Here is a 23,338-nt window from a genome sequence, read left to right as displayed (position 1 = left end):
GTTCAAGGCAACCGACAAGGCTACCTTCAACCTTCAAGGCGCATATGAAGATTGGGGCAAGACCGCAATCGCAGCAAACGTTGCTTATCAGTTGGTTCCAGGCTTCACCATCACTCCAGAAGTCACCTATACTCGTTGGGATAGTGATCATCCGGCTTTCGCAGACGGTCGTGCGTATAACAAGGACGCTTTCGGCGGCATCATCCGCTTCCAGCGCTCATTTTAATAGACGTCTAATATAAACGACTGACGCCAGCCCTAATTGTTGGCGTCAGAGCATCCCAAGCGCTTTTAGAAGCTTGAGCCTATGTTCTTTCGAAATGGGGATTTCGAATGAGCAAAATGAAGAGTTACGGGAACGAACTAAGGGGGCAAAGGGGTCTTTAGAGGATCATAATATGTCTCCGACTAATATTAGCTTGCTTATCTTGTGCTTTATTTTTAAATTCTTTAAGTGTGTTCTCCATGAAAATGTGGGGGACTTGCTATGATCATCGTTGGGGGCACGACGATCGATAGTGGCGATACGTATTCGTCAATCATCGATTATAATCTGGAATATACGTCTGTCAGGAATCAGAAGCACAGAATTGTCGAAAAATTCTCGCTGGCTGAACTGGCAGGAAAGTATATCAACATTCTCTGGGATGACGGCTCGCACAAGTATAACGTTAAATCGTTTCTGGGTGAGATTGACGAGATTTTGAAAGGCGTTCGCTTTTCAGGTTTTGATCAGGAAATGCTGGACTCTGTCATAGGTTCGCTTCGCGAGCGCGGTAACAGCAACGCAACCATCAATAGAAAGATGGCTGCGTTGAGCAAACTGCTGCGAAAGGCGAATAAAATGGGGGACATTTACAGCCTGCCGGAATTTGTCCGACAGAAAGAGCGTGTGGGCCGCATTCGTTTTCTCGAACATGAAGAAGAAAAACGACTATTTTCTGCTATCAAGGTCCGATGCGAAGACAGTTATAGATTAGCGGTTTTTCTCGTCGACACCGGCTGTCGTCTCGGAGAAGCAATCGGTTTGACCTGGAATGACGCCCAAGACCAGCGTGTTACGTTCTGGCTCACAAAATCTAACAGAAGCCGGACCGTTCCATTGACCCGTCGTGCGAGAAAAGCGACTGCGATTGAACGTCAAAGACTTAAGGGTCCCTTCTCAATGCTCAATCAGGTTCGATTCCGCCAGATATGGAACGACGCCAAGCTTGAGGTGGGACTCGGAACAGATGACCAAGTCGTACCGCATATTCTGCGTCATACCTGTGCATCCAGATTGGTGCGGGGTGGCATTGATATTCGGCGCGTCCAAATGTGGCTTGGGCACCAGACTTTGCAGATGACGATGCGCTACGCCCATCTCGCCACCCATGACCTTGATTCATGTGTGAAAGTTTTGGAGATTCACTAGCAAAAACGCAGCAAAAATTGAGGTCCATTTTAAATCAGTCAGTGGCAGAAGCTTGCCGAAATTGTTATGCGTGGTGAAAGTGCTTGTCCCTGGAGCTTGTGGGATGACAAAGCTTCTCCACAGTTATTCTCAAGCTCACGACGAAATCAATTGGAAGTAAAATGGCATCGCCTCGTCTTACACCGCTCGTTGAAAGCCTCCCGTCCACCGTACCTTTCATTGGCCCAGAAACACTGGAATTGCAGCGCGGAAGGCCTTTCTCAGCACGCATCGGTGCGAATGAAAGCAGCTTTGGGCCCGCCCCGTCTGTCATCAACGCCATACAAGCAGAAGCTTCTGAGGTCTGGAAGTATGGCGATCCTGAAAACCATGAACTGCGTCATGCAATTGCCGCGCATCATCAGGTAAAGCCTGAGAACATCATGCCCGGTGCGGGCGTCGATGCTTTGCTCGGGCTGGTCGTCAGGCAATATGTTCAGCAAAGCGACAGGGTCATCAACTCGCTCGGTGGCTATCCCACATTCAATTATCACGTGGCGGGTTTCGGCGGACATTTGCTGACAGTTCCTTACAATCAGGACAAGCCTGATCTCGACGCTCTGATCCACAAAGCACGTGAGGAAAACCCGGCACTGCTTTATATAGCTAACCCCGATAATCCCATGGGTACATGGCATGAAGGGACAGAAATTCAAGCATTCATCGAGCACCTCCCGAAAACGACGATGCTGATCCTTGATGAAGCCTATAGCGAAACCGGTCCGGCATCCGCCTTCCCTGCATTTGAACTCGACCGTCCCAATGTTCTGCGCATGCGTACTTTTTCAAAAGCCTACGGACTTGCCGGAATTCGCGTGGGTTATGTTGTCGGATGCGCCGATGCAATTAAGTCCTTTGACAAGGTCCGCGATCATTTCGCCGTCAGCCGGATTGCGCAGGCGGCTGCAATTGCGGCCTTGAAAGATCAGGATTATTTGCGCGATGTGGTTGGCAAAATTCGCGCTGGCAGGGATCGAATCGCAAAAATCGCAGAACGGCATGGGTTAAAGCCTATCCCCTCGGCCACCAATTTCGTTACCATTGATTGTGGACTTGACGGAAGCTTCGCAACAGCCATTCTAAATGGACTGATAGAACGCGACATCTTCGTCCGCAAGCCCGGAGCACCTGTACTTGATCGCTGCATTCGCGTCAGTGTCGGTGTGAGTGAACAATTGGACATGTTCGAAGCAGCGCTGCCGGAAGCAATCGCCAATGCTCGAAATGCTTTGAAAATCGCCTGACAGCGGAGAAAATATATGTCGACTCAGCACTATAGTCAGCCTCGCAATGTTTTGTTTGGCACGCTTGCAGGTCTTTGCGGTGCTCTGGCCATTGCCGCCTATGCTGGTGCTGCACATGGCGGTGACAATCATCTTGGCACTATAGCTCCGATGTTGCTGGGGCACGCGCCTGCCCTGCTGGTTTTGTCACTGATTATTCCAAACAGCCGTGTGGCCAATATTGGTGGCGCTGTGCTGATCGCAGGGTTGGCGATGTTTTGCGGCGATCTGTTTATGCGCGATATGACGGGGAACCGATTGTTTCCTATGGCAGCTCCTACGGGCGGAAGCCTGATGATTCTTGGCTGGCTCATCGTAGGCGTTAGCTGCTGGTTCAAAAGAAACTAAACAAAATCATAAGTAAATAAAAAAGGGGCTTTGCTGATCAGCAAAGCCCCTTCTCTCTCAAACGGTGTAAGTTCAAACCGACTTATAAGCCGTTTCAGATATGAATTTAAGAATTACCCTTCAGTCGTGCATTGCAGAGGCTGTAATAACCGCCACCCTTTTGCACCCATTTCAAACCACCAAGTGCATTTGCATCCTTGGCTGCATGATACTGCTCAAGGCAAGTATGCATACGTGCTTTACCGGGAGATTCGCTTGAAAACTTGGCAGAAACAGCACTCGGAAATTTCACCCCGCGCGGAGCAGCAGCAGTTGGTGCCGCAGGTTCTGAATTGCCATCGGTGGTAAGTGCAACAGCGTCAGCGCCTGGTCCGCATTCGGCTTTACGGAAATCGTTCCATTTTGCACCACCATCCGTACCGGCATCTTTCGCTGCCTGATACTTCGTGCTGCACTGCTTCATCGTCAGACCCTTAGCAGCATCATCTGAAGCGGGAGCTGCGGCATTATTAGTCGGTACGGCGGCTTTCTTTGCAGGTGCAGCGGGTGTTGCGGGAGCTGCGGCTGCATCGTCACCACATTGTGTTTTACGGAAATCGTTCCATTTTACGTCGCCAAGCGTTCCAGCGTCTTTAGCTGACTGATACTTCGCGCTGCACTCTTTCATCGTCAGTGCGCTGGCGGGGGATGATAAAACAAAGGCAGAAGCGCCCATAATGATGGCGGTGCCAGCCAATGCTGTGAAAGTACGAATAGACATCTCGTCGCTCCCTGTCGGATACGGACTATTGAACTCGATCGTTGCCATTTGCGGAGAGCTATTCGCGACTTACAGACCATCTGATCTGCTATTAATCACTATAGCGAAAAGCCCGCACTCTCTACTAAGTTTGATATGAGGCAAGTTGTCTGTCAATCAACTGCTTAATATTAACACTATCTACAATACAAAATTTCTGACTGTCATTCTTCATGCGTTACGTATTTTGGCTATGCAAAGTAAATATACAGTAATTACATGCTCTTGTCCCATTTTTATTGGAACAGAGTTAAAATCCCCACAAAGCCCGGCATATATCCAATATAGTGTATCAATGCGAAGTCATCCACTCGCGGGCACTGCGCAGGGCTGCGACAAGTTCGGTCTTGCTCATGGTTGCTGCAACCTGATTACGCATACGTTCGGCTTTCTGATTGCCTCGAATTGCAGCAATATTGAGCCACTTATGTGCTTCAATAACGTCAATTTCGCAGTCCCGGCCAATAGCGTATTTCAAACCCATCTCGAGAAGGATGCGATCCTGAGGACCCGAATTATTGTGCTGTGTAACGCTCTGAAACTGTGTCATTTTCTTTATCCCTGTTAAATCCCGAGAACCGTCCGCTCTTTGTTTCCGCGACTTGATTTGCCGCCGCAGAACTGTCGGATCTGTCGTTCCGTTCATAGTCTTAAAGATAGACTACAGGACTAAAATGCACGTTAAACCAGATGCTTAACAACGCGACAACGAAATGCAAACAAGGTGTAAATTTGGGGATTTGTTAAACATCCAAATGCCGAGGATTGCTGCATTTTTAGAACATCACGGGATTTTGGCGTTCGTCAGCTTTAAACCAGATGATAACCATGGCGCAGATTGATAGCGTAAGAAACATTCCTGCGGCACGCACATTATCCCTCTTCCGCTTTCACCAAAACTCGATTACGTTTACGTTTGCGTAAGTTTTATGCAAGGCTGTGTGCCTTGCCGCATTTTGGGAGGAATGCATGATCCGTAATTTGTTTTTGGGAATGACAGCTGCCGTTGCTTTGAGCGCCGGGCTTGCAGTACCTGCCTTTGCTGATGAGGCTATCGTCGGCACATGGAAGCGTCCGAACGGCACGATCATAAGCTATGCAGCCTGTGCTGGCGGCAAGTATTGCGGCACCGTGCAAACGGGCGAATATAAAGGCAAGTCGATTGGCTCAATGTCAGGCAAAGATGGCACCTACAAAGGCGAAGTCAATAAGCTGGACGAAGGCAAAACCTATACCGGCAAAGCCAGTGTAAAAGGCAACACTCTGTCCCTTTCCGGCTGTGTGATGGGTGGTTTGATCTGCAAAAGCGAAAGCCTTACGCGGCAATGACAGTTCATAAAAAAGGCGGCCTCTCGACCGCCTTTTTGATTTATCGGGCCTTCTGACCGAACAAGATTTTCTGCGCTTCCTTGTCATCGGCAAGATTGGACTTTTCCCGCTCTTCTTTACCAAGCAAGATGCCACGCTGCACAGCACGGCGCGCATTCATGATTTCATGCCAGCGCTTGAGGTTTGGGAAATCATCCAGATTCTGGTCAAAGTTTTTGTAAGCATTGATCCAACCAATACTAGCCATGTCAGCAATGGAATATTCGCCTGCGATATAATCCTTGTCTTCAAGCTGATGGTTCAGCACACCATAGAGACGATTAACTTCATTGGTATAGCGATCAATGCCATATTGCACCTTTTCTGGCGCATAATTGCGGAAGTGACCCGCCTGACCTGACATTGGTCCAAGGCCACCCATTTGCCACATCAGCCATTCATCGACGGCAACGCGCTTACGCTCTTCAGCGGGATAAAACTTGTCGAACTTGCGACCGAGATATTGCAGGATGGCTCCAGATTCAAAGACTGAAATCGGCTCGCCGCCCGGACCTTCAGGGTCGACAATTGCTGGCATGCGATTGTTCGGCGCGATTTTGAGAAAGTCCGGCTGAAACTGATCGCCCTTGCCGATATTCACATATTTGACCTCATAAGGAACGCCGAGCTCCTCCAGCATGATGCTGACCTTGAAACCATTTGGCGTCGGCCAATAGTAAAGCTCGATAGGTTTTGTCTGCTCGGCCATGGGTATCGTCTCCCGCTTTCTTGGCTTTGTTCATTTTTGCAATGAGGCTTAAACATAGGCCCAGCGTGCTTAGGCACAAGAGCAAACGGCGTTGATTAATGAAGCTTCAATATTTTTGAACGGTGGATGAACGTGAACGTCAGAAGCGGTTCAGGTGCTTCGTGTCACTTTGAGACATTGAATAAGCACATTTGATAATCGGGGGAATTATGCTGCTGTGGCGCGTAACAATAGTCTGCCTGATGATCGCAGGTTTTGCGATCATTGCTGGTCTTTTCGTTGATCAGAAATACTATATCTATCGCGATCAACCCGTTGTTGGGCCGATCACCGCGATGCATATGGAGCATGTGAGCGGAGACGATAAGTTATGATTTCTCGTTTGCGTCTTTCGACAGGCATTGCGCTTCGTGTTCTTCTTTTTGCAGCCGTTTTCACCGGGCCTGCAGCAACATTTGCCTATACGCAAATCGGCCAAAAGACACAGATGAGTGGCGCAGGCCTTGTGCTTTATGTGAGTCTACAACGAAGTGCATAAAGTGGGACATGTTACTGTCGCGGACTTTGCTATACTAGGTCATGACACAGCGAATCGAACAACCATTCCTCATGGAAATTAAAACGCCTCCATTTATGGAGCCCGAAGTTTTTACAGATGCCAGCGCGGCTGTGGTCGCGCTGCGCAAACTTTATGATCGCAATACGGAATTCCTTCGCAAAGCTTTTGAGCAGCTCGCGCGTGGAGAGGTGCGTCCGCAGCGTTATCGGGCATTTTATCCTGAAATCTGCCTCTCGACGTCGAGCTTCGCGCATGTGGATACACGTCTGGCCTTTGGTCATGTGACTATGCCAGGTGATTATTCGGCGACAATCACACGACCCGATCTGTTCGACCATTATCTCAACGAGCAAATCCGCCTTTTGATGCGCAATCATAGCGTCACCGTCACGGTGCGGGAATCGGCAACGCCTATTCCTATCCATTTTGCGTTTATGGAAGGCACTTATGTGGAGGCGTCGGTTGCCAATGCCTTCACGCATCCGATGCGCGATCTATTCGATGTACCGGACCTGGCAGCAACTGATGATAAGATCGTCAATGCAGATTTTGATCCGATTCCCGGTGAACCGATGCCTCTGGCACCTTTCACCGCGCAGCGCGTTGACTACTCACTGCATCGACTTTCGCATTACACAGCAACCAGCCCGAAGCATTTCCAGAATTTCGTTCTGTTCACCAACTACCAGTTCTATATCGACGAGTTCTGCACCTATGCGCGCAAGCTTATGGCAGAGGGCGGCGGCGGTTATGAAAGCTTTGTCGAGCCGGGCAATGCGATAACGCTTGCGGGCGAAACTGCTCCAAGCAGCGGTATCGCGCTGCAACGAATGCCGCAAATGCCGGCCTATCATCTGCAGCGCTCTGACCATTCCGGCATTACCATGGTCAATATTGGCGTCGGCCCATCCAATGCCAAGACGATCACCGACCATATTGCGGTTTTGCGTCCGCATGCATGGGTGATGCTCGGACATTGTGCAGGACTGCGCAACAGCCAGCAGCTTGGCGATTATGTTTTGGCGCATGCCTATATGCGCGAGGATCACGTTCTCGATGACGATCTTCCGGCTTGGGTTCCGCTTCCAGCACTTGCGGAAATTCAGGTGGCTCTCGAAGAAGCGGTTGAGGAAATCACCGGCCTTGAGGGCTATGATCTCAAGCGCATCATGCGCACCGGAACTGTCGCAACCATTGACAATCGCAATTGGGAACTACGTGACCAGCGCGGCCCGGTTCAGCGTCTCTCTCAGGCTCGTGCGGTTGCACTCGATATGGAATCGGCGACAATCGCTGCCAATGGCTTTCGCTTCCGTGTTCCGTACGGCACGCTTCTGTGCGTTTCCGACAAGCCTTTGCATGGCGAGCTGAAGCTGCCCGGCATGGCCACCGACTTCTATAAACGGCAAGTCGCGCAGCATTTGCAGATCGGCATTCGTGCGATGGAAAAAATCGCCGCTATGCCAGATGAACGGCTACATTCGCGCAAGCTTAGAAGCTTTTACGAAACGGCGTTTCAGTGACGGTTAGGGCAGTATGATTGCGCGATTACATACTGCCCTAAATTACCTTTTGCCCCACTGCCCTCATCTCCATCATCACGCCGCAATCAGTAGCTAATCGCCTTTCATGTCAAAACGCCACGAAAACCTTTGCTTTTCTCTCCTGATCACCGTCGTGCTGGTATCAGTGCCGCTCGTGCTTGGTTTTCTCGGATCAGCGCATCCAGCGCTCGATTCATTCGCGCATTTTAGGCCACATCTCGCCATTCTGATGGGTTTACTTGCGCTGCCGCTTCTGTTCACCAAAATGCGGCGTGAAGGTGCGATGATTCTGCTTTTTGCGATCCTTGCTTTCAGCACGACATTGGGCGCAGCGCGTAATCTGCTTGATGGATCAACTGCGGCACAGGCCAATGTGACCGCATCTGAAGCGCGCTATAGTCTCGTGCAGATCAATCTGCGTTATAATAATTCTGAGCCAAAGCGCCTTTTGCAAATGGTTGCACAGGAAAAGCCCGATGTGATCACCTATCAGGAGGCCGGTCCCGATTGGGCCATGTGGATCGATATATTGAAGGGGACCTATCCTTATCATTTCGACTGCCGCAATGACGCAAACAATATGTTAGTCGGGGTTCTTTCGCGCCGCCCATTCGTCGAAAACAGCGAGCAGACTTGCCTTGGTGATGGTCGCCTTGCTGTGACTGCCATCGATTTCAGCGGCACAAATGTGAATGTGGCAACCTATCATTCGGCATTGCCTTGGCCTTTTGAACAAGCCTCCATCATCGACCGGATTTTGCCGGACTTGCAGAAGTTTAATGGCCCTTCAATTATCGCAGGCGATTTCAATGCCACCCCATGGAGCAATGGCGTTTATCGCTTGGAAAAAGCATCTGGTACAAAGGCAATTACAGGCATTGGCGGCACATGGATGCCAAGCAAACTGCCCGTAAAGCTTGCGCCGTTTATCGGCCTGCCAATCGATCAGGTTCTGGTTAGTCCTGAGATAGAAACGCCAGTTGCAGCCTCAAGCGAGGAAGTAGGCTCCGATCATCTCCCGATACGGCTCGAATTTTCCGTCCCGCTTCCTGTGCGACAGGACGAAACCGAAGTTCAGTCTGTTATGTTGCAATAAAAAAAGGCGGTTTAAACCGCCTTTTTTTATATTTAGAATTCCCATAAACATTACATGTTTACGTAAACTGGCCCTTCGCCAACATTTTTGAAACGCATTATCCGACGCAAAACCGCTCCGCACTTTTACTGGAAATGCTTGGACGGCGGGCGAGACGGACACAGTTCCCATAAACATTACATGTTTACGTAAACTGGTCCTTCGCCAACATTTTTGAAACGCATTATCCTACGCAAAACCGCTCCGCACTTTTACTGGAAATGCTTGGACGGCGGGCGAGACGGACACAGTTCCGATAAACATTACATGTTTACGTAAACTGGTCCTTCGCCGCCTTGTGGCGGAACCCAGTTGATGTTCTGGTTCGGGTCTTTGATGTCGCATGTCTTGCAATGCACGCAATTCTGCGCATTGATCACAAAGCGAACATCCTTGGCCTGCGGGTCAGCCGCCGAGTTGCCATCGGCATCGACCCATTCGTAAACACCTGCCGGGCAGTAACGCGTCGATGGACCAGCAAAAACATCATGTTCCGATGTCTGCTGCAATTTCATGTCAGCGACATGCAAATGCACTGGTTCGTTTTCATCGTGATTGGTATTCGACAAGAACACTGATGACAGACGATCAAAGGTCAGAACGCCATCCGGCTTCGGATAGTTGATCTTCTTATGCTTTGCGGCGGGCTCAAGGCTCTGCGCATCGGTCTTGCCATGCTTAAGCGTGCCAAAGAACGAGAAGCCGAAGAGTTGGTTGGTCCACATATCAAGGCCGCCGAGGGCTACACCGGCAACTGTTCCGAGCTTTGACCACAGCGGCTTAACGTTACGAACGCGCTTGAGATCCTTACCAATGGCGCTGTCACGCCAGCTATTTTCGATCTCGATTGGCTCGTCATTGGCACGGCCAGCAGCCAACGCTTCCGCGATCTTGTCAGCGGCAAGAATGCCCGACAGAACCGCATTATGGCTGCCCTTGATGCGTGGCACATTTACAAAACCTGCCGAACAGCCAATCAATGCGCCGCCGGGGAAGGAAAGTTTTGGCACCGACTGAAAGCCGCCTTCGGTGATTGCGCGCGCGCCGTAAGACAGGCGCTTGCCGCCTTCAAATGTGTCGCGAATTGCCGGATGCGTCTTGAAACGCTGAAATTCCTCAAATGGTGCGAGATATGGGTTCTTATAGTTGAGATGCAGCACAAAGCCGACCGCTACCATATTGTCTTCAAGATGGTAGAGGAACGAGCCGCCGCCGGTCTTCATATCAAGCGGCCAGCCAAATGAGTGCTGCACCAGACCTGGTTTATGCTTGGATGGATCAACCTGCCAGAGTTCCTTGAGGCCAATGCCGAACTTGGCTGGGTCGCGGCCTTCATCAAGTTTGAACTTGGCGATCAGTTCCTTGGCTAGAGAACCGCGCGCGCCTTCACCGATCAGCACATATTTGCCAAGCAGCGCCATGCCACGCGTGTAGTTTGGGCCGTGCGAACCATCGCGTTCGACCCCCATATCGCCGGTTGCAACACCAACCACAGCGCCTTCGTCGTTATAAAGCACTTCGGTCGCAGCAAAGCCCGGATAGATTTCAACGCCAAGTTCTTCGGCCTTTGTGCCCAACCAGCGGCAGACATTGCCGAGCGACACAATGTAATTGCCATGATTGTTCATCAATGGTGGCATGGCGAAATTAGGCAAACGCACCGAGCCAGCAGGCCCAAGCAGAAGGAAATGATCAGCCGTCACAGGCGTCTTGAACGGATGACCTTCTTCGTCTCGCCAGCCGGGCAGCAACTGATCGATCCCGCTTGGATCAACGACTGCGCCTGACAGAATGTGAGCGCCGACTTCCCCGCCCTTTTCAAGAACGACGACTGAAAGCTCAGGATTGATCTGTTTGAAACGAATTGCCGCAGCAAGGCCAGCAGGGCCAGCGCCAACAATAACAATATCAAATTCCATGCTTTCGCGTTCGGGAAGCTCAATCGCTTCAGACATTCGTGCCTCCGTCTGGTTTACATTCCCCTCACTATTTCAGCGCGGGTGATGCATCCAATTGTTTTTTGCTCATGAACCTATCGCGAATGGCGATAAACCATATCGAGAGGTCTATTTCCCTTAACCTCACTACCCTCTCGCAGAGTTAAAGACTGTCGCATATGCGTCCAATTGTCCAAAATCAAAGCGACAACAGTCATGATAATATTGACCTTAACGTAAACGTCAAACATAAAAGTACATTGAGCCGTTTGTGGGCTATTGTGATGCAATGGGTATTTCTGCACGCCCAAGCACTCTATGAACCGGAATTATACGCCTTGCTCTTGCATTCATGGCCAAAATTCGTCACCTGATTTGGTGAGGTGTATGAATGAACGATGATCGTGAAATGCTGGATATGGAAGGCTTACTTCGCTTTTATGCGGAAGCGGGCGCTGACATGCCGCTTTCTGAAACGTCTATCGATCGTTTTGCAGCACCCTTGCCGGTTGCAAAGACTGTAGAAGCGCCGCCTCCGAGCTCAAAATCGGAGCGTCCGCAACAGCAGCCACGTGCTGTGGCTACTCCTTCCCCGACCAGCCGGCCCGTGCAGGCTGCATCTGATGTGCCCGACAACGCTCAGATTGAGCTTGCCCGAATGGCAGCAATGCAGGCTTCGACGTTAGAAGAGTTGCGTGAAAATCTTGCACGATTTGATGGCTGCAACCTCAAATCCACGGCCAAAAGTCTTTGCTTTTCCGATGGCGATCCTAACTCTGGCATCATGTTTGTCGGTGAAGCGCCCGGGCGCGACGAAGACATGGAGGGGCTACCTTTCATGGGCAAGTCCGGGCAGCTTCTCAATCGCATGATCGAAGCCATCGGGCTCAAGCGCGAAAACGTCTATATCGCAAATGCAATTCCGTGGCGTCCTCCAGGAAATCGCACGCCTACACCACTGGAAACGGAATTATGCCGCCCGTTTATCGAACGGCAGATTGAGCTTGCCGCACCCAAAGTGCTTGTTGCGTTGGGTGGGCCTGCTGGCAAAATGCTCACGGGCGCTACCGAAAGCATCGTACGTATGCGCGGCAACTGGAAAATCCATAAAACTGCGTCGGGGATTGAAATTCCGGTCATGCCGACACTTAATCCCGAATCCCTTTTGCGTACGCCTGCGCAAAAACGCTTTGCATGGCGCGATTTTCTATCCGTAAAAATAAAGCTCGCCGAATTTGCCGATTGATCTTGTCTGATTTCAATGGCATCGGCAGGGCGATTGTCACCAACATGCCGTAAACTTCTATTATTCGGCCATCTCAACGTGACAAATATTCTTTCTATACAGCTCTTCCTGGAGTTTTCTCATGGCTGGTCAGCTTTTACCCATTGCGGCTCTGCTCGCAAGCACATTTCTGATGCTGCTTGCCGGTGGACTTGCGGGTATCCTCATGCCGATCCGCGGCGGGATCGAAGGTTGGTCAACCACCACAATCGGCTGGATGGGCACGACTTACGCGCTCGCCTTCACCATAGGCTGTATTGTTATTCCACATCTGGTGCGACGTGTCGGGCATGTGCGCGTCTTCGCGGCCCTCCTGACGCTGCTATCCATTGCGCTTTTACTGCACTCGCTAATCGTTCACCCCTATGCATGGATGATTTTTCGCGGCATTGCGGGCTTCTCACTCGCCGGGTCGTATATGATCATCGAAAGCTGGCTCAATGAGCGCGTGACCAATGAAACACGCGGACGCGTATTTTCGATCTATATGATCATAACGATGCTCGGCTTGATGTGCGGTCAGTATATCTTGCCGTTTGGCGATGCCACAACGCAAACCCTATTTATCATTTGTGCAATCATTTATGCGGCTGCACTTCTGCCGACAGTGCTTTCCAGTGCCCAGTCTCCGAATGCGCTTACCCAGGTGAAGCTGGACCTGAAAGGTCTTTATCGACGTTCACCTGCTGCGGCAGTTGGCTCATTCATCGCTGGCATCGTCGCTGCGACCTGGAGTTTTCTTGCTGCCATTTATGGCGGCATGAACGGGCTTTCAACATTCGGCATTGCGACCATGCTTGCGTCCGCGATGATTGGTGGCGTCATTTTCCAATATCCGCTCGGACGCGCATCAGACGTCGTTGACCGCCGATATGTGATGGTGGTGGCCGGCGCTATCGGCTTCATAATTTCGCTGATTATGCTAATCGTCCACCCCACATCGCCCTATGCCCTTTACACGATGATGTTCCTCTTTGGCTCGGTCATCTATCCAATCTATAGTCTCAATGTCGCCCATGCGAATGACTATGCGGATGCAAGCGAGTTCGTCAAAGTTTCGAGCGGCTTGCTTATCATTTATGGCGCAGGCAGCGTTATTGGCCCTGCCCTTGCGGGTCCGTTGATGGATATGATGGGTGCATCAGGATTCTTCGTCATCATGGCGGTTGCCTACTCAATCTATGGATTGCATGCTTTGTGGCGTATACGACGCTTCGAACGTCCGGCAGTGAGTGACCAGAAGACCGAATTTAAAATATATACGCCGGACGGCCAGCCGACGCCCGAAACAATGCAGCTTGATCCACGCTCTGAAGCATCTCCCGGACAGGCTTAATTTTCAGGCTTAGTTTTACTGCGATTGTTGCGGGGTATTGGTTTTGTGTGGGGCTATCGCCAGTTGATGCTCGCGATAGATAATATACCCGCCAGCACCCATAACAATCGCGCTGCCAATCAACATTTCAAAGGTTGGAATGTCTCCGAAAAACAAAAAGCCAATCCCAAGGCCGAGCAGCATTGACGTATATTCAAATGGTGCAATCGTGCTCATTGGCGCATGACGATAGCATTCAGTAAGCAGAATTTGCGCGACCCCACCAGCAATACCTGCACTGACCAGCATCGCCAATTGCGTCCAGGTCGGCATGACCCAGCCAAACGGTATTGTGACCAGTGAAATGACAGTTGCTGAAATCGAGAAATAGATAACGATTGTCGATGTGCGCTCTGTCTGCACCAGACGACGCACCAGCATCATCGCAAAAGCTGCCATTGCAGCACCGCCAAGCGCTGCCAGTGCGCCGAGAGCTTCTGCGTGACCGACATTGCCTTCGGCAAACAATGTCATACGTGGCCAGATAATGATCATCACGCCGACGAGACCGATCATCACTGCACTCCAGCGATAAAGGCGCACGACCTCGTGTAAAACGACGGCACTGAGAATGACCGCCATCAAGGGTGAAGCGTAATTAATTGCAATTGCTTCGGGCAGCGGCAACTTCGTCAGAGCATAAAAGCTCAATGACATGGCGCCTACGCCAATCATCCCGCGCCAGAAATGACTGAACCCGTGCCTTGTATGCAAGATACCGGCAATCTGCCCACGCCATGCAAAATAAACGAGAATGGCAAGCACGGCGAAAAATGACCGAAAGAAAATCAACTGACCAAGAGGAATACCATCGGCAGCTTTCAGCAAAGTCGACATGCCGACGAACACAGCAACGGAGGCGACTTTAAGGCTGATCCCCAGCATCGGATTATTCTGAAGCAGGTCAGGCTCGACGGTTTCGCGGGCCTGAACATTTGCGGAGGCCGCGTCCGGAAGGGACTTCACAACGCAATTCCTTAAACGGGGGAGATAGGACAAGGCGGGAAACAATAACTATTGCGTCATCCATAGGCTTGTTCGCAATAAAGTTCCAGCGGCGTTAAGATCAGCTGATAAAAAATATTGAGCCAGTTTGCTTTTCTTGTCGTTTGCTAAAAAGCCGGATACGACTCTCTCATCGAAGTGATCACAGAGAAGAGTTTCGCAATGCGCACTGAAACCGGCCAGACATTCCGTCTTGAGGATTATCGCCCGACCCCTTACGCCATTCCAGAAACAAAACTCGACTTCACGCTGGAGCCGGAAAAGACAATCGTTCGCGCAACCCTCACCATAGAGCGCCGCCCAGAGACTGCACGGAGCACACCGCTGGTGTTGGATGGTGACGGGCTGAAACTCATCAGTGTCAGTCTTGATGGAAAGCCACTTGGTGACAACAGCTATTCCGTCACGCCCGATCAGCTTGAAATTACCGACCTGCCCGATGCAGATCGCTTCACGCTTGAGATTGTCACGGAAGTCAATCCGACCACCAATCGCCAGCTTTCAGGGCTTTATCGTTCAAGCGATGTTTATTGCACGCAGTGCGAAGCAGAGGGCTTTCGCCGCATTACTTATTATTATGATCGCCCGGACGTGCTGTCAGTCTATACGGTGCGCGTTGATGCAGACAAGGTTGAGGCACCGATATTGCTTGCCAATGGCAATCCGGTTGAGCATGGCCTCGTTACCGATGATGATACCAGGCACTATTCGCTCTGGCATGATCCGCATCCAAAGCCATCCTATCTCTTTGCGCTAGTCGCCGGTTCGCTTGATGTTGTGAAAGATCATTTTACAACTGCGTCGGGCCGTCCGGTCGATCTTGCCATCTATGTCGAGCACGGCAAACAGGACCGCGCGCTTTATGCCATGGATGCGCTCAAGCGCTCAATGCGCTGGGACGAGGAAAAATTTGGACGCGAATATGATCTCGACGTGTTCAATATTGTCGCGGTCTCCGATTTCAATATGGGCGCTATGGAGAACAAAGGTCTCAATGTCTTCAACGACAAATATGTGTTAGCTGATCCCGAAACCGCAACCGATGTGGACTATGCCGGCATCGAAGCGGTCATTGCGCATGAGTATTTTCATAACTGGACCGGAAACCGTATCACCTGCCGCGACTGGTTCCAGCTTTGCCTGAAAGAAGGTCTGACCGTTTATCGCGATCACGAATTTTCGGCAGATGAGCGCTCGCGACCTGTCAAACGTATCGCCGAGGTGAAAATCCTCAAAGCCCAGCAATTTCCAGAAGATAGTGGACCGCTTTCGCATCCCGTACGTCCGCGCGAGTATAGCGAAATCAATAACTTCTATACGGCGACCGTCTATGAAAAGGGGTCTGAAGTGGTGCGGATGATCCGCACGATCATCGGACCGGAGCTTTTCCGCAAAGGCATGGACCTTTATTTCGAGCGTCATGATGGTGACGCCGCAACCATCGAAGACTTCATCAAAGTCTTTGCCGATGTGTCGGGACAAGATTTCTCACAATTTGCACTCTGGTACGATCAGTCGGGTACGCCGAAGGTCGAGGCGAGCTTCGATTATGATAGTGCAAAAGAGACTTTCACCATCACATTCGCGCAGTCGCAGGCACCCTCGCCCGGACAGCCGACGAAAAAGCCGATGCATATCCCCATTGCTTTCGGGCTTCTGGGACGTGACGGCAAGGATATTCAGCCGTCATCCGTCGAAGGCGGGGATGTACGCGATGACGTCATCCACCTCCATCATACTGAGGAAACCATCACCTTTCACGGCATTAAAGAGCGTCCAGTTCCTTCGCTTTTGCGCGGATTTTCCGCACCCGTTAATCTGGTATCGCCACTTGATGCGGAAGATCGCATATTCCTGGCACTCAATGACAGCGATCCGGTTGCACGCTGGCAGGCGCTGAGCAGCATTTTCACCCAGTCACTGCTTGAGGGTGCCAAGCGCGTGCGTGGCGGCTATGAGCCGGAGATCGACGACAAGATCGTCCATCTTGCTGGGCGTATTGCATCAGATGAAACACTGGATGCTGCATTCCGTGCGCTTTGTCTAACGTTACCGACCGAAAGCGATATTGCACGCGAGATGGGATCAAATGTCGATCCTGATGCAATTCTGGCAAGTCGCGATCATATGATTGCAGCCATCGCTGCCGCTTATGCGAAGGACTTCGCGAAGCTCTATGTAAACCTGCAGCAGGATGGTGCTTTCTCGCCGGATGCGGTATCGGCGGGCAAGCGCGCTTTGCGCAACGTGCTTCTGGATTATCTCAGCCGTCATGAAAACAACCCTGCCCGCGCAGCGCAGCAGTTTGCCGATGGCGATAATATGACCGAACGTGCAGCGGCACTTAGCATTCTGGTGCATCGTTTTGGCGACAGCCATGAAGCATTGGGTGCACTTGCTTCCTTTGAAAAGCGGTTTGGCGATGATGCGCTGGTGATGGACAAGTGGTTCATCGTGCAGGCAACCCGCCCCGGTGAAAAGTCACTGAATGCGGTGCGCGCTCTGACCAAACACAAGCTGCTGACCTTCGACAATCCGAACCGCGTGCGTGCATTGATCGGTGGGTTCTCGGCCAATAATCCGACCGGATTTAACCGCAAGGATGGCGCTGCCTATACATTCTTTGCCGATATGGTTCTGGCAATCGATCCTGAGAACCCGCAACTTGCCGCGCGTCTTCTCACCGCCCTGCGTTCATGGCGCGCATTGGAAGACAAACGCCGCGAACACGCACGCGCCGCACTCGCTCGCATTTCCGGTACACCGAAGCTCTCGACCGATCTGCGGGACATCGTGGACAGGACGCTTGCTTGATTTTTGAGGGCTGATTCGCGAATCATCTTGCTGGTTTCATGATTCGTAAAGCCCGGCCTCAAAATGGGCCGGGTTTTGTCATTCCGACCATATCCAAGCAATAGCGCATAAATCCTGCAAAGACTTACGGCTTTCATGAGTCTTTTCATGATGTTAGATGAGCCACTTCTCAAACTGATTCCACTTAACAGATTGAGATTCAACGAAAAAATCAAAACCGCGAATGGCATTTTTTACATCTCGTTAACGAATTCGCTGGACAGCACGAATCACTTTTGATTCATTAGAGCTGTTCGGTGACAGCGTATTCCGAAACATTTTGAGTAAAGATTTCAATTCATGCAGTTTCGGGCGGGCGGCGCTTTTTGGCGCATCTTGGAAACTGTCACGGCAAATCAAGAGGGGCTAAGAGATGGCGAGCACCGACGCGTATAACGCGACGGCGGAGAAGCGCGGCTACTCCGGAGCGAAGCGAAAGAAGGGCAAGCTCTCGGGCCATGCCAAGCTTCTCGCAGGCCCTGCCTATGGCAAGTTCGTGGCAGTCGAACCTGCATTGCGCCGCCTTGTTCCGGCCCTCATCATCATCTTTCTCATCATCCTTGGCGTAGCGCGAGTCTTCTCGATGCTCTCATGGCGCGAAGACATCGAATTGCAGCATAAAGCTGCTCTGTCTGCCGCAACCGCCAATCTCGCGCAGATGATCGAGCGTGCTGCCAATGGCACGCAATCCGGCGCGCAGATGACGACAAAAGATCTGGATAATACAATTGCCGAATTTCGTGCTCGCGGTCTTTCTTCCAGCGGCATGACCGTTGCTCTGGTCAATGATGATTCAGTGATCGTTACCGCTTCAGGACCTGCAACGGACATTGTTGGAAAAGCTGCCGACGATGTGTTCAGCGACATCCAGCCGCTTTTCATGTTTGCGGAACGCGCAGGCGTTCTGACAATCGTCATGAATGGCGAAATCGCTTATGGCACAGTGTCAAAACCGATAACTGTGCCCTATTCGATTATTGCTGCTGAACCCGAAAACACGATCTTTGCCGAATGGCGACGTGCGGTATCTCTGAACGTGACGCTATTTGCAGGCACGACCGGCGTGATGTTTGCCATTCTCTACGCCTATTTCAGTCAGGCAGCGCGTGCTCGCGAAGCCGACGATCTTTCCGGCCAAATTCAGCGCCGTATCGATATGGCTCTAGCGCGTGGGCGCGGTGGTCTGTGGGATTGGGACATGGCGCGTGGGCGCATTTACTGGTCGCGTTCGATGTATGAAATGCTTGGCTATGAAGCGCAGGATGCGGTGCTTGCCTTTGGCGATGTCTCGGCGATCATCAACCCGGAAGATGGCGATCTTTATTCGATTGCTGAACAGGCTGCGGCTGGCGATATTTCGCATGTCGACCGCGTGTTTCGCATGCGCCATGCGGACGGCTCCTGGGTGTGGATGCGGGTTCGTGCCGAGATTGCGGCTGAAAACGATCTGCATCTCGTCGGCATCGCATTTGACGTCAGCGAACAGCATCGCTTTGCCCAGCAGACGGCAGAAGCCGATATGCGCATTCGTGAAGCGATTGAAAATATCTCCGAGGCCTTCGTTCTCTGGGATTCCAACAATCGTCTGGTGATGGCCAATTCAAAGTTCAGCGAATATGCGGGCCTGCCGGTCTGGACGCTTAAACCCGGCGTGCCACGCAACGAGGTTGACGCGCATACGCGTCCATTCAGCTTTGAGCGTCGCATGGCAAACGAACATAATCGTGCAGGCGGGCAGACCTTTGAACGTCAGTTGAGTGATGGCCGCTGGCTACAGGTCAATGAACGCCGCACGCAGGATGGCGGTCTTGTTTCCATCGGCACAGATATTACGCAAATCAAGCAGCATCAGGAACGTCTGGTGGATAGCGAACGCCGGTTGATGGCAACAATTCACGACCTTTCTATTGCGCGTAAGGGCGAGCGCGACCGTGTACGTGAACTCTCCGAACTGGCCCGAAAATACGGACAGGAAAAGGAACGGGCGGAAGCTGCTAACCGTGCAAAATCCGAATTCCTTGCCAATATGTCCCATGAATTGCGCACGCCGCTCAATGCTATTATTGGCTTCTCGGAAATGATTCAGGCGGGCACTTTCGGTCCGCTCGGCTCAGACCGCTATGAGGAATATATCAACGATATTCACACCAGCGGTAACTTCCTGCTCAATGTTATCAATGACATTCTCGATATGTCGAAGATCGAAGCAGGTCATTTCTCGCTTGATCGCGAAGAGATCGATCTTTGTCCGCTGATCAATGAAACCGTGCGCATGATTTCGCTACAGGCCGATGAAAAGAACATCACGGTTGAGACACGCATTGAAGAAGCGATGCAACTCAATGCAGACCGCCGTGCGGTCAAGCAGGTTCTGATCAATCTTCTCTCGAATGCGGTGAAGTTCACCTCCCATAATGGCAATATCACAGTGCGCGCACGCAAGACCGGATCAGCACTGTTCATGACCATTCAGGATACGGGCGTCGGTATTCCAAAATCCGCGCTCAAGAAAATCGGCCAACCGTTCGAACAGGTGGAGAACCAGTTCACCAAGACGCATAGCGGTTCAGGCTTAGGCCTTGCAATCACCCGATCGCTTGCAGAATTACATGGCGGCTGGCTGCGCATCCGTTCAACCGAAGGCGTTGGAACGGTGGTTTCTGTCTGCATTCCTGATCGCAGACAGAAAGCAGTGACCGGCCAGGAGGCCGAAATCCACGCGGCCTGATTATTTGATCAGCGTATCAAAGCTGGTTCGAACATTGGCTGCAAGTTCGCTCAGATGATGTTCAACGCGGTCGATGTCCGGTAGTTCTGCAGCACGACAAAGAAGATCGACCATTCCGGGAATGAACTCTTCGCGTTTTGCATCGCTCCCCAGACAGAGCCTGATCGTCTGGCTAAGATTTGTGTAGAACCGATGTGCTTCAACCAGACTGTCAATTACAGCGGGGTCGGCAAAAGCCGGGTCTAAACCTGCAAGCACATCTTCGGTTCCCAAGGGTCGGGGATGCCTGATTTCTTTGCCCGTCAGCACCGCAAACTGCGCAATGAATTCCAGATCAACAATACCGCCGGGTTTCAGCTTGAAATCCCAATCATCACGCGGCGGCTTTTCCTCATAAATGAGATCGCGCATTTCGTGCACATCTTTGGCAATCTTTTGTGTGTCGCGTTTGTTCGCCAGCACTTCGTCGATTTCGTCTTTGATGAAGTCGCTGAAAGCCGCATCGCCATGGATTGGGCGCGCACGTGTGAGCGCCATATGCTCCCATGTCCAGGCCTCGCTGCGCTGATATTTGCCAAATGATTCGATATGGGTTGCGACCGGACCTTTATTGCCAGACGGTCGCAAACGCATATCGACTTCATAAAGTACACCTTCGGCAGTTGGTGCGGAAAGTGCAGCAATCAGCCTCTGCGTAAGTCGGATGTAATATTGTGATGAAGCCAGCGGCTTGTCACCATCGGATTCTTCCACATCCTTATCATGGTCATAAAGCAGGATCAGATCGACATCGGAACCTGCGGTCAGTTCGCGGCTGCCAAGCTTGCCCATGGCAAGCAATGCAACCTTTGCGCCCTTTACCTTGCCATGACGTCGCTGAAGTTCGGCCTCGACTGCCTCAAAAGCTTTGCCGATCATAAGTTCAGCCAAATCAGAGAAAGCGCGCCCTGCCCGCACGCCATCAATTGCACTGGTGAGCAAACGGATACCAATCAGAAAACGGTGTTCCGCCGCAAATATCCGTAAGCGGTCCAGCACTTCCTCATAATCAGTGGCAGCACCCAGAAAAACGCGCAACCGTTCTTCGAGATAATTGCGTGTCGGCATTTCGGAGAAAATTGCCGGATCAAGCAACCCATCGAAAACATGGGGATTCCGGGTAATGACCTCGGCAAGCCGAGGGGCCGCACTCATGATCATCACAAGCAGATTGAGCAGGCGCTGGTTGGATTGCAAAAGGCTGAAAAGCTGGATACCCGCAGGTAGCCCCTGCAAAAAGCCATCAAAGCGCAAGAGCGATTCATCGGCGCGTTTGGTCGCGGCAAAAGCCTGCAACAAGGCAGGTGTCAGCTCGGTCAAACGCTCGCGTGCTTCGGCTGATTGCGTGGCGCGATAACGTCCAAAATGCCATGTGCGGATAACACGACAAATATCGCTTGGACGCTCATAGCCCATTGCGGCAAGCGTTTCCAACGTGCCGGGATCATCTACATCGCCAGTGAAAACCAGATTGCCGCTGGAAGAACCAAGTTCCGGTGCCTGTTCGAACAATGCCGCGTATTGCTTTTCGACGACTTTGAGAGCCGACAAAAACACATCCGAAAATGCGGCTGGGTCGGCATAGCCCATCATATGGGCGACACGCGCAAAGCCCTCGTCATCTTCTGGCAAAATGTGGGTCTGCTCATCGGCAATCATCTGAATGCGGTGTTCGACATCGCGAAGGAAGTAGTATTCCTTGGCAAGTGCATCGCGGGCTTTCTCGGTAATCCAGCCACGCTCGGCAAGTCTGCCCAGCATCGGAACCGTCTGATTGCCACGTAGTTCTGGAAAGCGCCCTCCGGCAATCAATTGCTGGGTCTGCACGAAAAATTCGATCTCGCGGATACCACCGCGGCCAAGCTTCACATTATGCCCCCGCACAGCGATGTCGCCATGGCCCTTATGCGCATGTATCTGCCGCTTAATCGAATGCACATCGGCGATTGCCGCATAATCGAGATATTTGCGCCAGACATAAGGGGCGAGTTCTGACAAAACTTGCTCACCGGATTCGCGATCACCGGCAACGGGCCGCGCCTTGATCATGGCAGCACGTTCCCAGTTCTGACCGCGACTTTCGTAATAATGCAGTGCAGCGCCCACCGGAATAGCCAATGGTGTCGATCCCGGATCGGGGCGAAGTCTTAAATCGACGCGGAAGACATAGCCATCCCCCGTGCGGTCTTGAAGAATGCGCACCAAACGCCGTGTCAGCCGTGAAAACGTATCCACGCATTCATAAGGATCGATGATCGATGGACGTTCAGAATCGATGAAAACAATCAGATCAATATCGGACGAATAATTGAGTTCGCGGGCGCCGAATTTACCCATACCAAGAATGATCCAGCCGCTGCCCTTCTCGGGGTCTTGGCGATCCAGAAGCTTGATCTTACCGGCATTGTCCGCATCGCGCAAAAGGAAGCGAATGGCGGCTCCTGTGCAGGCTTCTGCCAGATCAGTCAACCAGCCGGTTGTTATTTCCGTATGATAGAGTTGAGCCAGATCGCAAAGTGCAATCAGCACATGCGCTTCACGCTTTCGTTGACGCAGGCTGCTCATCAATGTGGCTTCGGTGACGCCGTCTTCGATGCCCGATGCAGCTATTTCGGAAAGAATATTGGCAAGAGCCTGTTCGGGCGGATCAACCGTAATGCGATCAAGAATGCGCGGGTGACGAATGAGCGCCTCGCGCATGAAGGGCGACAGATCAAGCACCGCTGCCAGAAAACTTGACGCCAGTTTGTTTTGCAAAAGGGCTGTGACGCGAACAAGTTCCTCTTCCTTTGCCCGCTCCTTTAGATCGGTCAGGAAGGACTGCGCGCGCTCGTCATCAAGGGGGATAAGCCCACAAAGGTTTCGATCAAAAAACAGTGCCTTTGTGTCTTCAGCCGTCATAAGCCCCTCTTGAATTA

The 23,338-nt window shown here is 51.6% G+C and carries 19 protein-coding genes; 13 read left to right on the top strand and 6 right to left on the bottom strand.

Features of this window, described 5'->3' with window-relative positions; translation table 11 throughout:
• From CEV31_RS08725 to CEV31_RS08710, 4 genes are all read left to right on the top strand, one after another.
• Window positions 1-226 (top strand): porin (locus CEV31_RS08725; RefSeq protein WP_210190902.1); only part of this gene is annotated, 226 nt, incomplete at its 5' end.
• Between the two features lie 261 nt (window positions 227-487).
• Complete coding sequence (locus CEV31_RS08720) at window positions 488-1,414, top strand: tyrosine-type recombinase/integrase (RefSeq protein WP_094506674.1); 927 nt, start codon at window positions 488-490, stop codon at window positions 1,412-1,414.
• Window positions 1,415-1,575: 161 nt separating this feature from the next.
• Window positions 1,576-2,697: a pyridoxal phosphate-dependent aminotransferase gene (locus CEV31_RS08715; RefSeq protein WP_094506673.1), complete on the top strand. Its 1,122-nt coding sequence runs from the start codon at window positions 1,576-1,578 to the stop codon at window positions 2,695-2,697.
• Window positions 2,698-2,712: 15 nt separating this feature from the next.
• Window positions 2,713-3,084 carry a DUF423 domain-containing protein gene (locus CEV31_RS08710; RefSeq protein WP_094506672.1) on the top strand — a complete coding sequence of 124 codons (372 nt, stop codon included), beginning with the start codon at window positions 2,713-2,715 and terminating at the stop codon, window positions 3,082-3,084.
• Window positions 3,085-3,190: 106 nt separating this feature from the next.
• On the opposite strand, the gene CEV31_RS08705 is transcribed toward CEV31_RS08710, so the two are convergent.
• Together CEV31_RS08705 and CEV31_RS08700 are read right to left on the bottom strand one after the other, a co-directional pair.
• Window positions 3,191-3,844, bottom strand: a complete 654-nt coding sequence (locus tag CEV31_RS08705) for an antifreeze protein (RefSeq protein WP_094506671.1) — start codon at window positions 3,842-3,844, stop codon at window positions 3,191-3,193.
• 331 nt (window positions 3,845-4,175) lie between these two features.
• Window positions 4,176-4,433, bottom strand: a complete 258-nt coding sequence (locus tag CEV31_RS08700; RefSeq protein ID WP_094506670.1) for a sel1 repeat family protein — start codon at window positions 4,431-4,433, stop codon at window positions 4,176-4,178.
• Window positions 4,434-4,852: 419 nt separating this feature from the next.
• Between CEV31_RS08700 and CEV31_RS08695 the strand changes: the two genes are divergently transcribed.
• On the top strand, window positions 4,853-5,212 hold the full coding sequence (locus CEV31_RS08695; protein ID WP_094506669.1) for a DUF2147 domain-containing protein: 360 nt from the start codon (window positions 4,853-4,855) through the stop codon (window positions 5,210-5,212).
• 40 nt (window positions 5,213-5,252) lie between these two features.
• Here the strand turns inward: CEV31_RS08695 and CEV31_RS08690 are convergent, their stop codons facing one another.
• Window positions 5,253-5,960, bottom strand: coding sequence for a glutathione S-transferase N-terminal domain-containing protein (locus CEV31_RS08690; protein WP_094506668.1), 708 nt, complete (start codon window positions 5,958-5,960; stop codon window positions 5,253-5,255).
• A gap of 209 nt (window positions 5,961-6,169) precedes the next feature.
• Here CEV31_RS08690 and CEV31_RS21080 point away from each other — a divergent pair, with 209 nt between their 5' ends.
• The 4 genes from CEV31_RS21080 to CEV31_RS08680 all read left to right on the top strand — a co-directional run bounded on the left by CEV31_RS21080 (window position 6,170) and on the right by CEV31_RS08680 (window position 9,159).
• A complete protein-coding gene (locus tag CEV31_RS21080) occupies window positions 6,170-6,334 on the top strand; it encodes a hypothetical protein (protein WP_169717321.1) in 165 nt (54 codons plus the stop codon).
• Window positions 6,331-6,498, top strand: a complete 168-nt coding sequence (locus CEV31_RS21075; RefSeq protein WP_169717320.1) for a hypothetical protein — start codon at window positions 6,331-6,333, stop codon at window positions 6,496-6,498. Before CEV31_RS21080 ends, CEV31_RS21075 begins: the two co-directional genes overlap by 4 nt.
• A gap of 41 nt (window positions 6,499-6,539) precedes the next feature.
• Window positions 6,540-8,042: an AMP nucleosidase gene (locus CEV31_RS08685; protein WP_094506667.1), complete on the top strand. Its 1,503-nt coding sequence runs from the start codon at window positions 6,540-6,542 to the stop codon at window positions 8,040-8,042.
• 106 nt (window positions 8,043-8,148) lie between these two features.
• Entirely contained in the window at window positions 8,149-9,159 is a 1,011-nt protein-coding gene (locus CEV31_RS08680; protein WP_094506666.1) for an endonuclease/exonuclease/phosphatase family protein, read from the top strand.
• A gap of 302 nt (window positions 9,160-9,461) precedes the next feature.
• Here CEV31_RS08680 and CEV31_RS08675 read toward each other — a convergent pair whose 3' ends face one another.
• Window positions 9,462-11,153 carry an electron transfer flavoprotein-ubiquinone oxidoreductase gene (locus CEV31_RS08675; RefSeq protein WP_094506665.1) on the bottom strand — a complete coding sequence of 564 codons (1,692 nt, stop codon included), beginning with the start codon at window positions 11,151-11,153 and terminating at the stop codon, window positions 9,462-9,464.
• Between the two features lie 373 nt (window positions 11,154-11,526).
• Here CEV31_RS08675 and CEV31_RS08670 point away from each other — a divergent pair, with 373 nt between their 5' ends.
• Both CEV31_RS08670 and CEV31_RS08665 read left to right on the top strand, forming a co-directional pair.
• On the top strand, window positions 11,527-12,381 hold the full coding sequence (locus tag CEV31_RS08670) for a uracil-DNA glycosylase (protein ID WP_094506664.1): 855 nt from the start codon (window positions 11,527-11,529) through the stop codon (window positions 12,379-12,381).
• Between the two features lie 121 nt (window positions 12,382-12,502).
• The gene (locus CEV31_RS08665) at window positions 12,503-13,756 is read left to right on the top strand and encodes an MFS transporter (RefSeq protein WP_094506663.1); all 1,254 of its coding nucleotides are present in this window, start codon (window positions 12,503-12,505) and stop codon (window positions 13,754-13,756) included.
• A gap of 15 nt (window positions 13,757-13,771) precedes the next feature.
• On the opposite strand, the gene CEV31_RS08660 is transcribed toward CEV31_RS08665, so the two are convergent.
• Window positions 13,772-14,680: a DMT family transporter gene (locus tag CEV31_RS08660; RefSeq protein ID WP_094506689.1), complete on the bottom strand. Its 909-nt coding sequence runs from the start codon at window positions 14,678-14,680 to the stop codon at window positions 13,772-13,774.
• Between the two features lie 282 nt (window positions 14,681-14,962).
• Here CEV31_RS08660 and pepN point away from each other — a divergent pair, with 282 nt between their 5' ends.
• On the top strand, window positions 14,963-17,614 hold the full coding sequence (gene pepN, locus CEV31_RS08655; protein WP_094506662.1) for an aminopeptidase N: 2,652 nt from the start codon (window positions 14,963-14,965) through the stop codon (window positions 17,612-17,614).
• Window positions 17,615-18,026: 412 nt separating this feature from the next.
• Window positions 18,027-20,381 (top strand): PAS domain-containing sensor histidine kinase, encoded by a 2,355-nt coding sequence (locus CEV31_RS08650; RefSeq protein WP_094506661.1) that lies wholly within the window; start codon window positions 18,027-18,029, stop codon window positions 20,379-20,381.
• Here CEV31_RS08650 and CEV31_RS08645 read toward each other — a convergent pair whose 3' ends face one another.
• The gene (locus CEV31_RS08645; protein WP_094506660.1) at window positions 20,382-23,321 is read right to left on the bottom strand and encodes a bifunctional [glutamine synthetase] adenylyltransferase/[glutamine synthetase]-adenylyl-L-tyrosine phosphorylase; all 2,940 of its coding nucleotides are present in this window, start codon (window positions 23,319-23,321) and stop codon (window positions 20,382-20,384) included.
• Window positions 23,322-23,338: the final 17 nt, after the last annotated feature.

Source organism: Brucella thiophenivorans, assembly GCF_002252445.1.
GTDB lineage: Bacteria > Pseudomonadota > Alphaproteobacteria > Rhizobiales > Rhizobiaceae > Brucella > Brucella thiophenivorans.
This window is presented reverse-complemented; position numbering and strand designations above follow the sequence as displayed.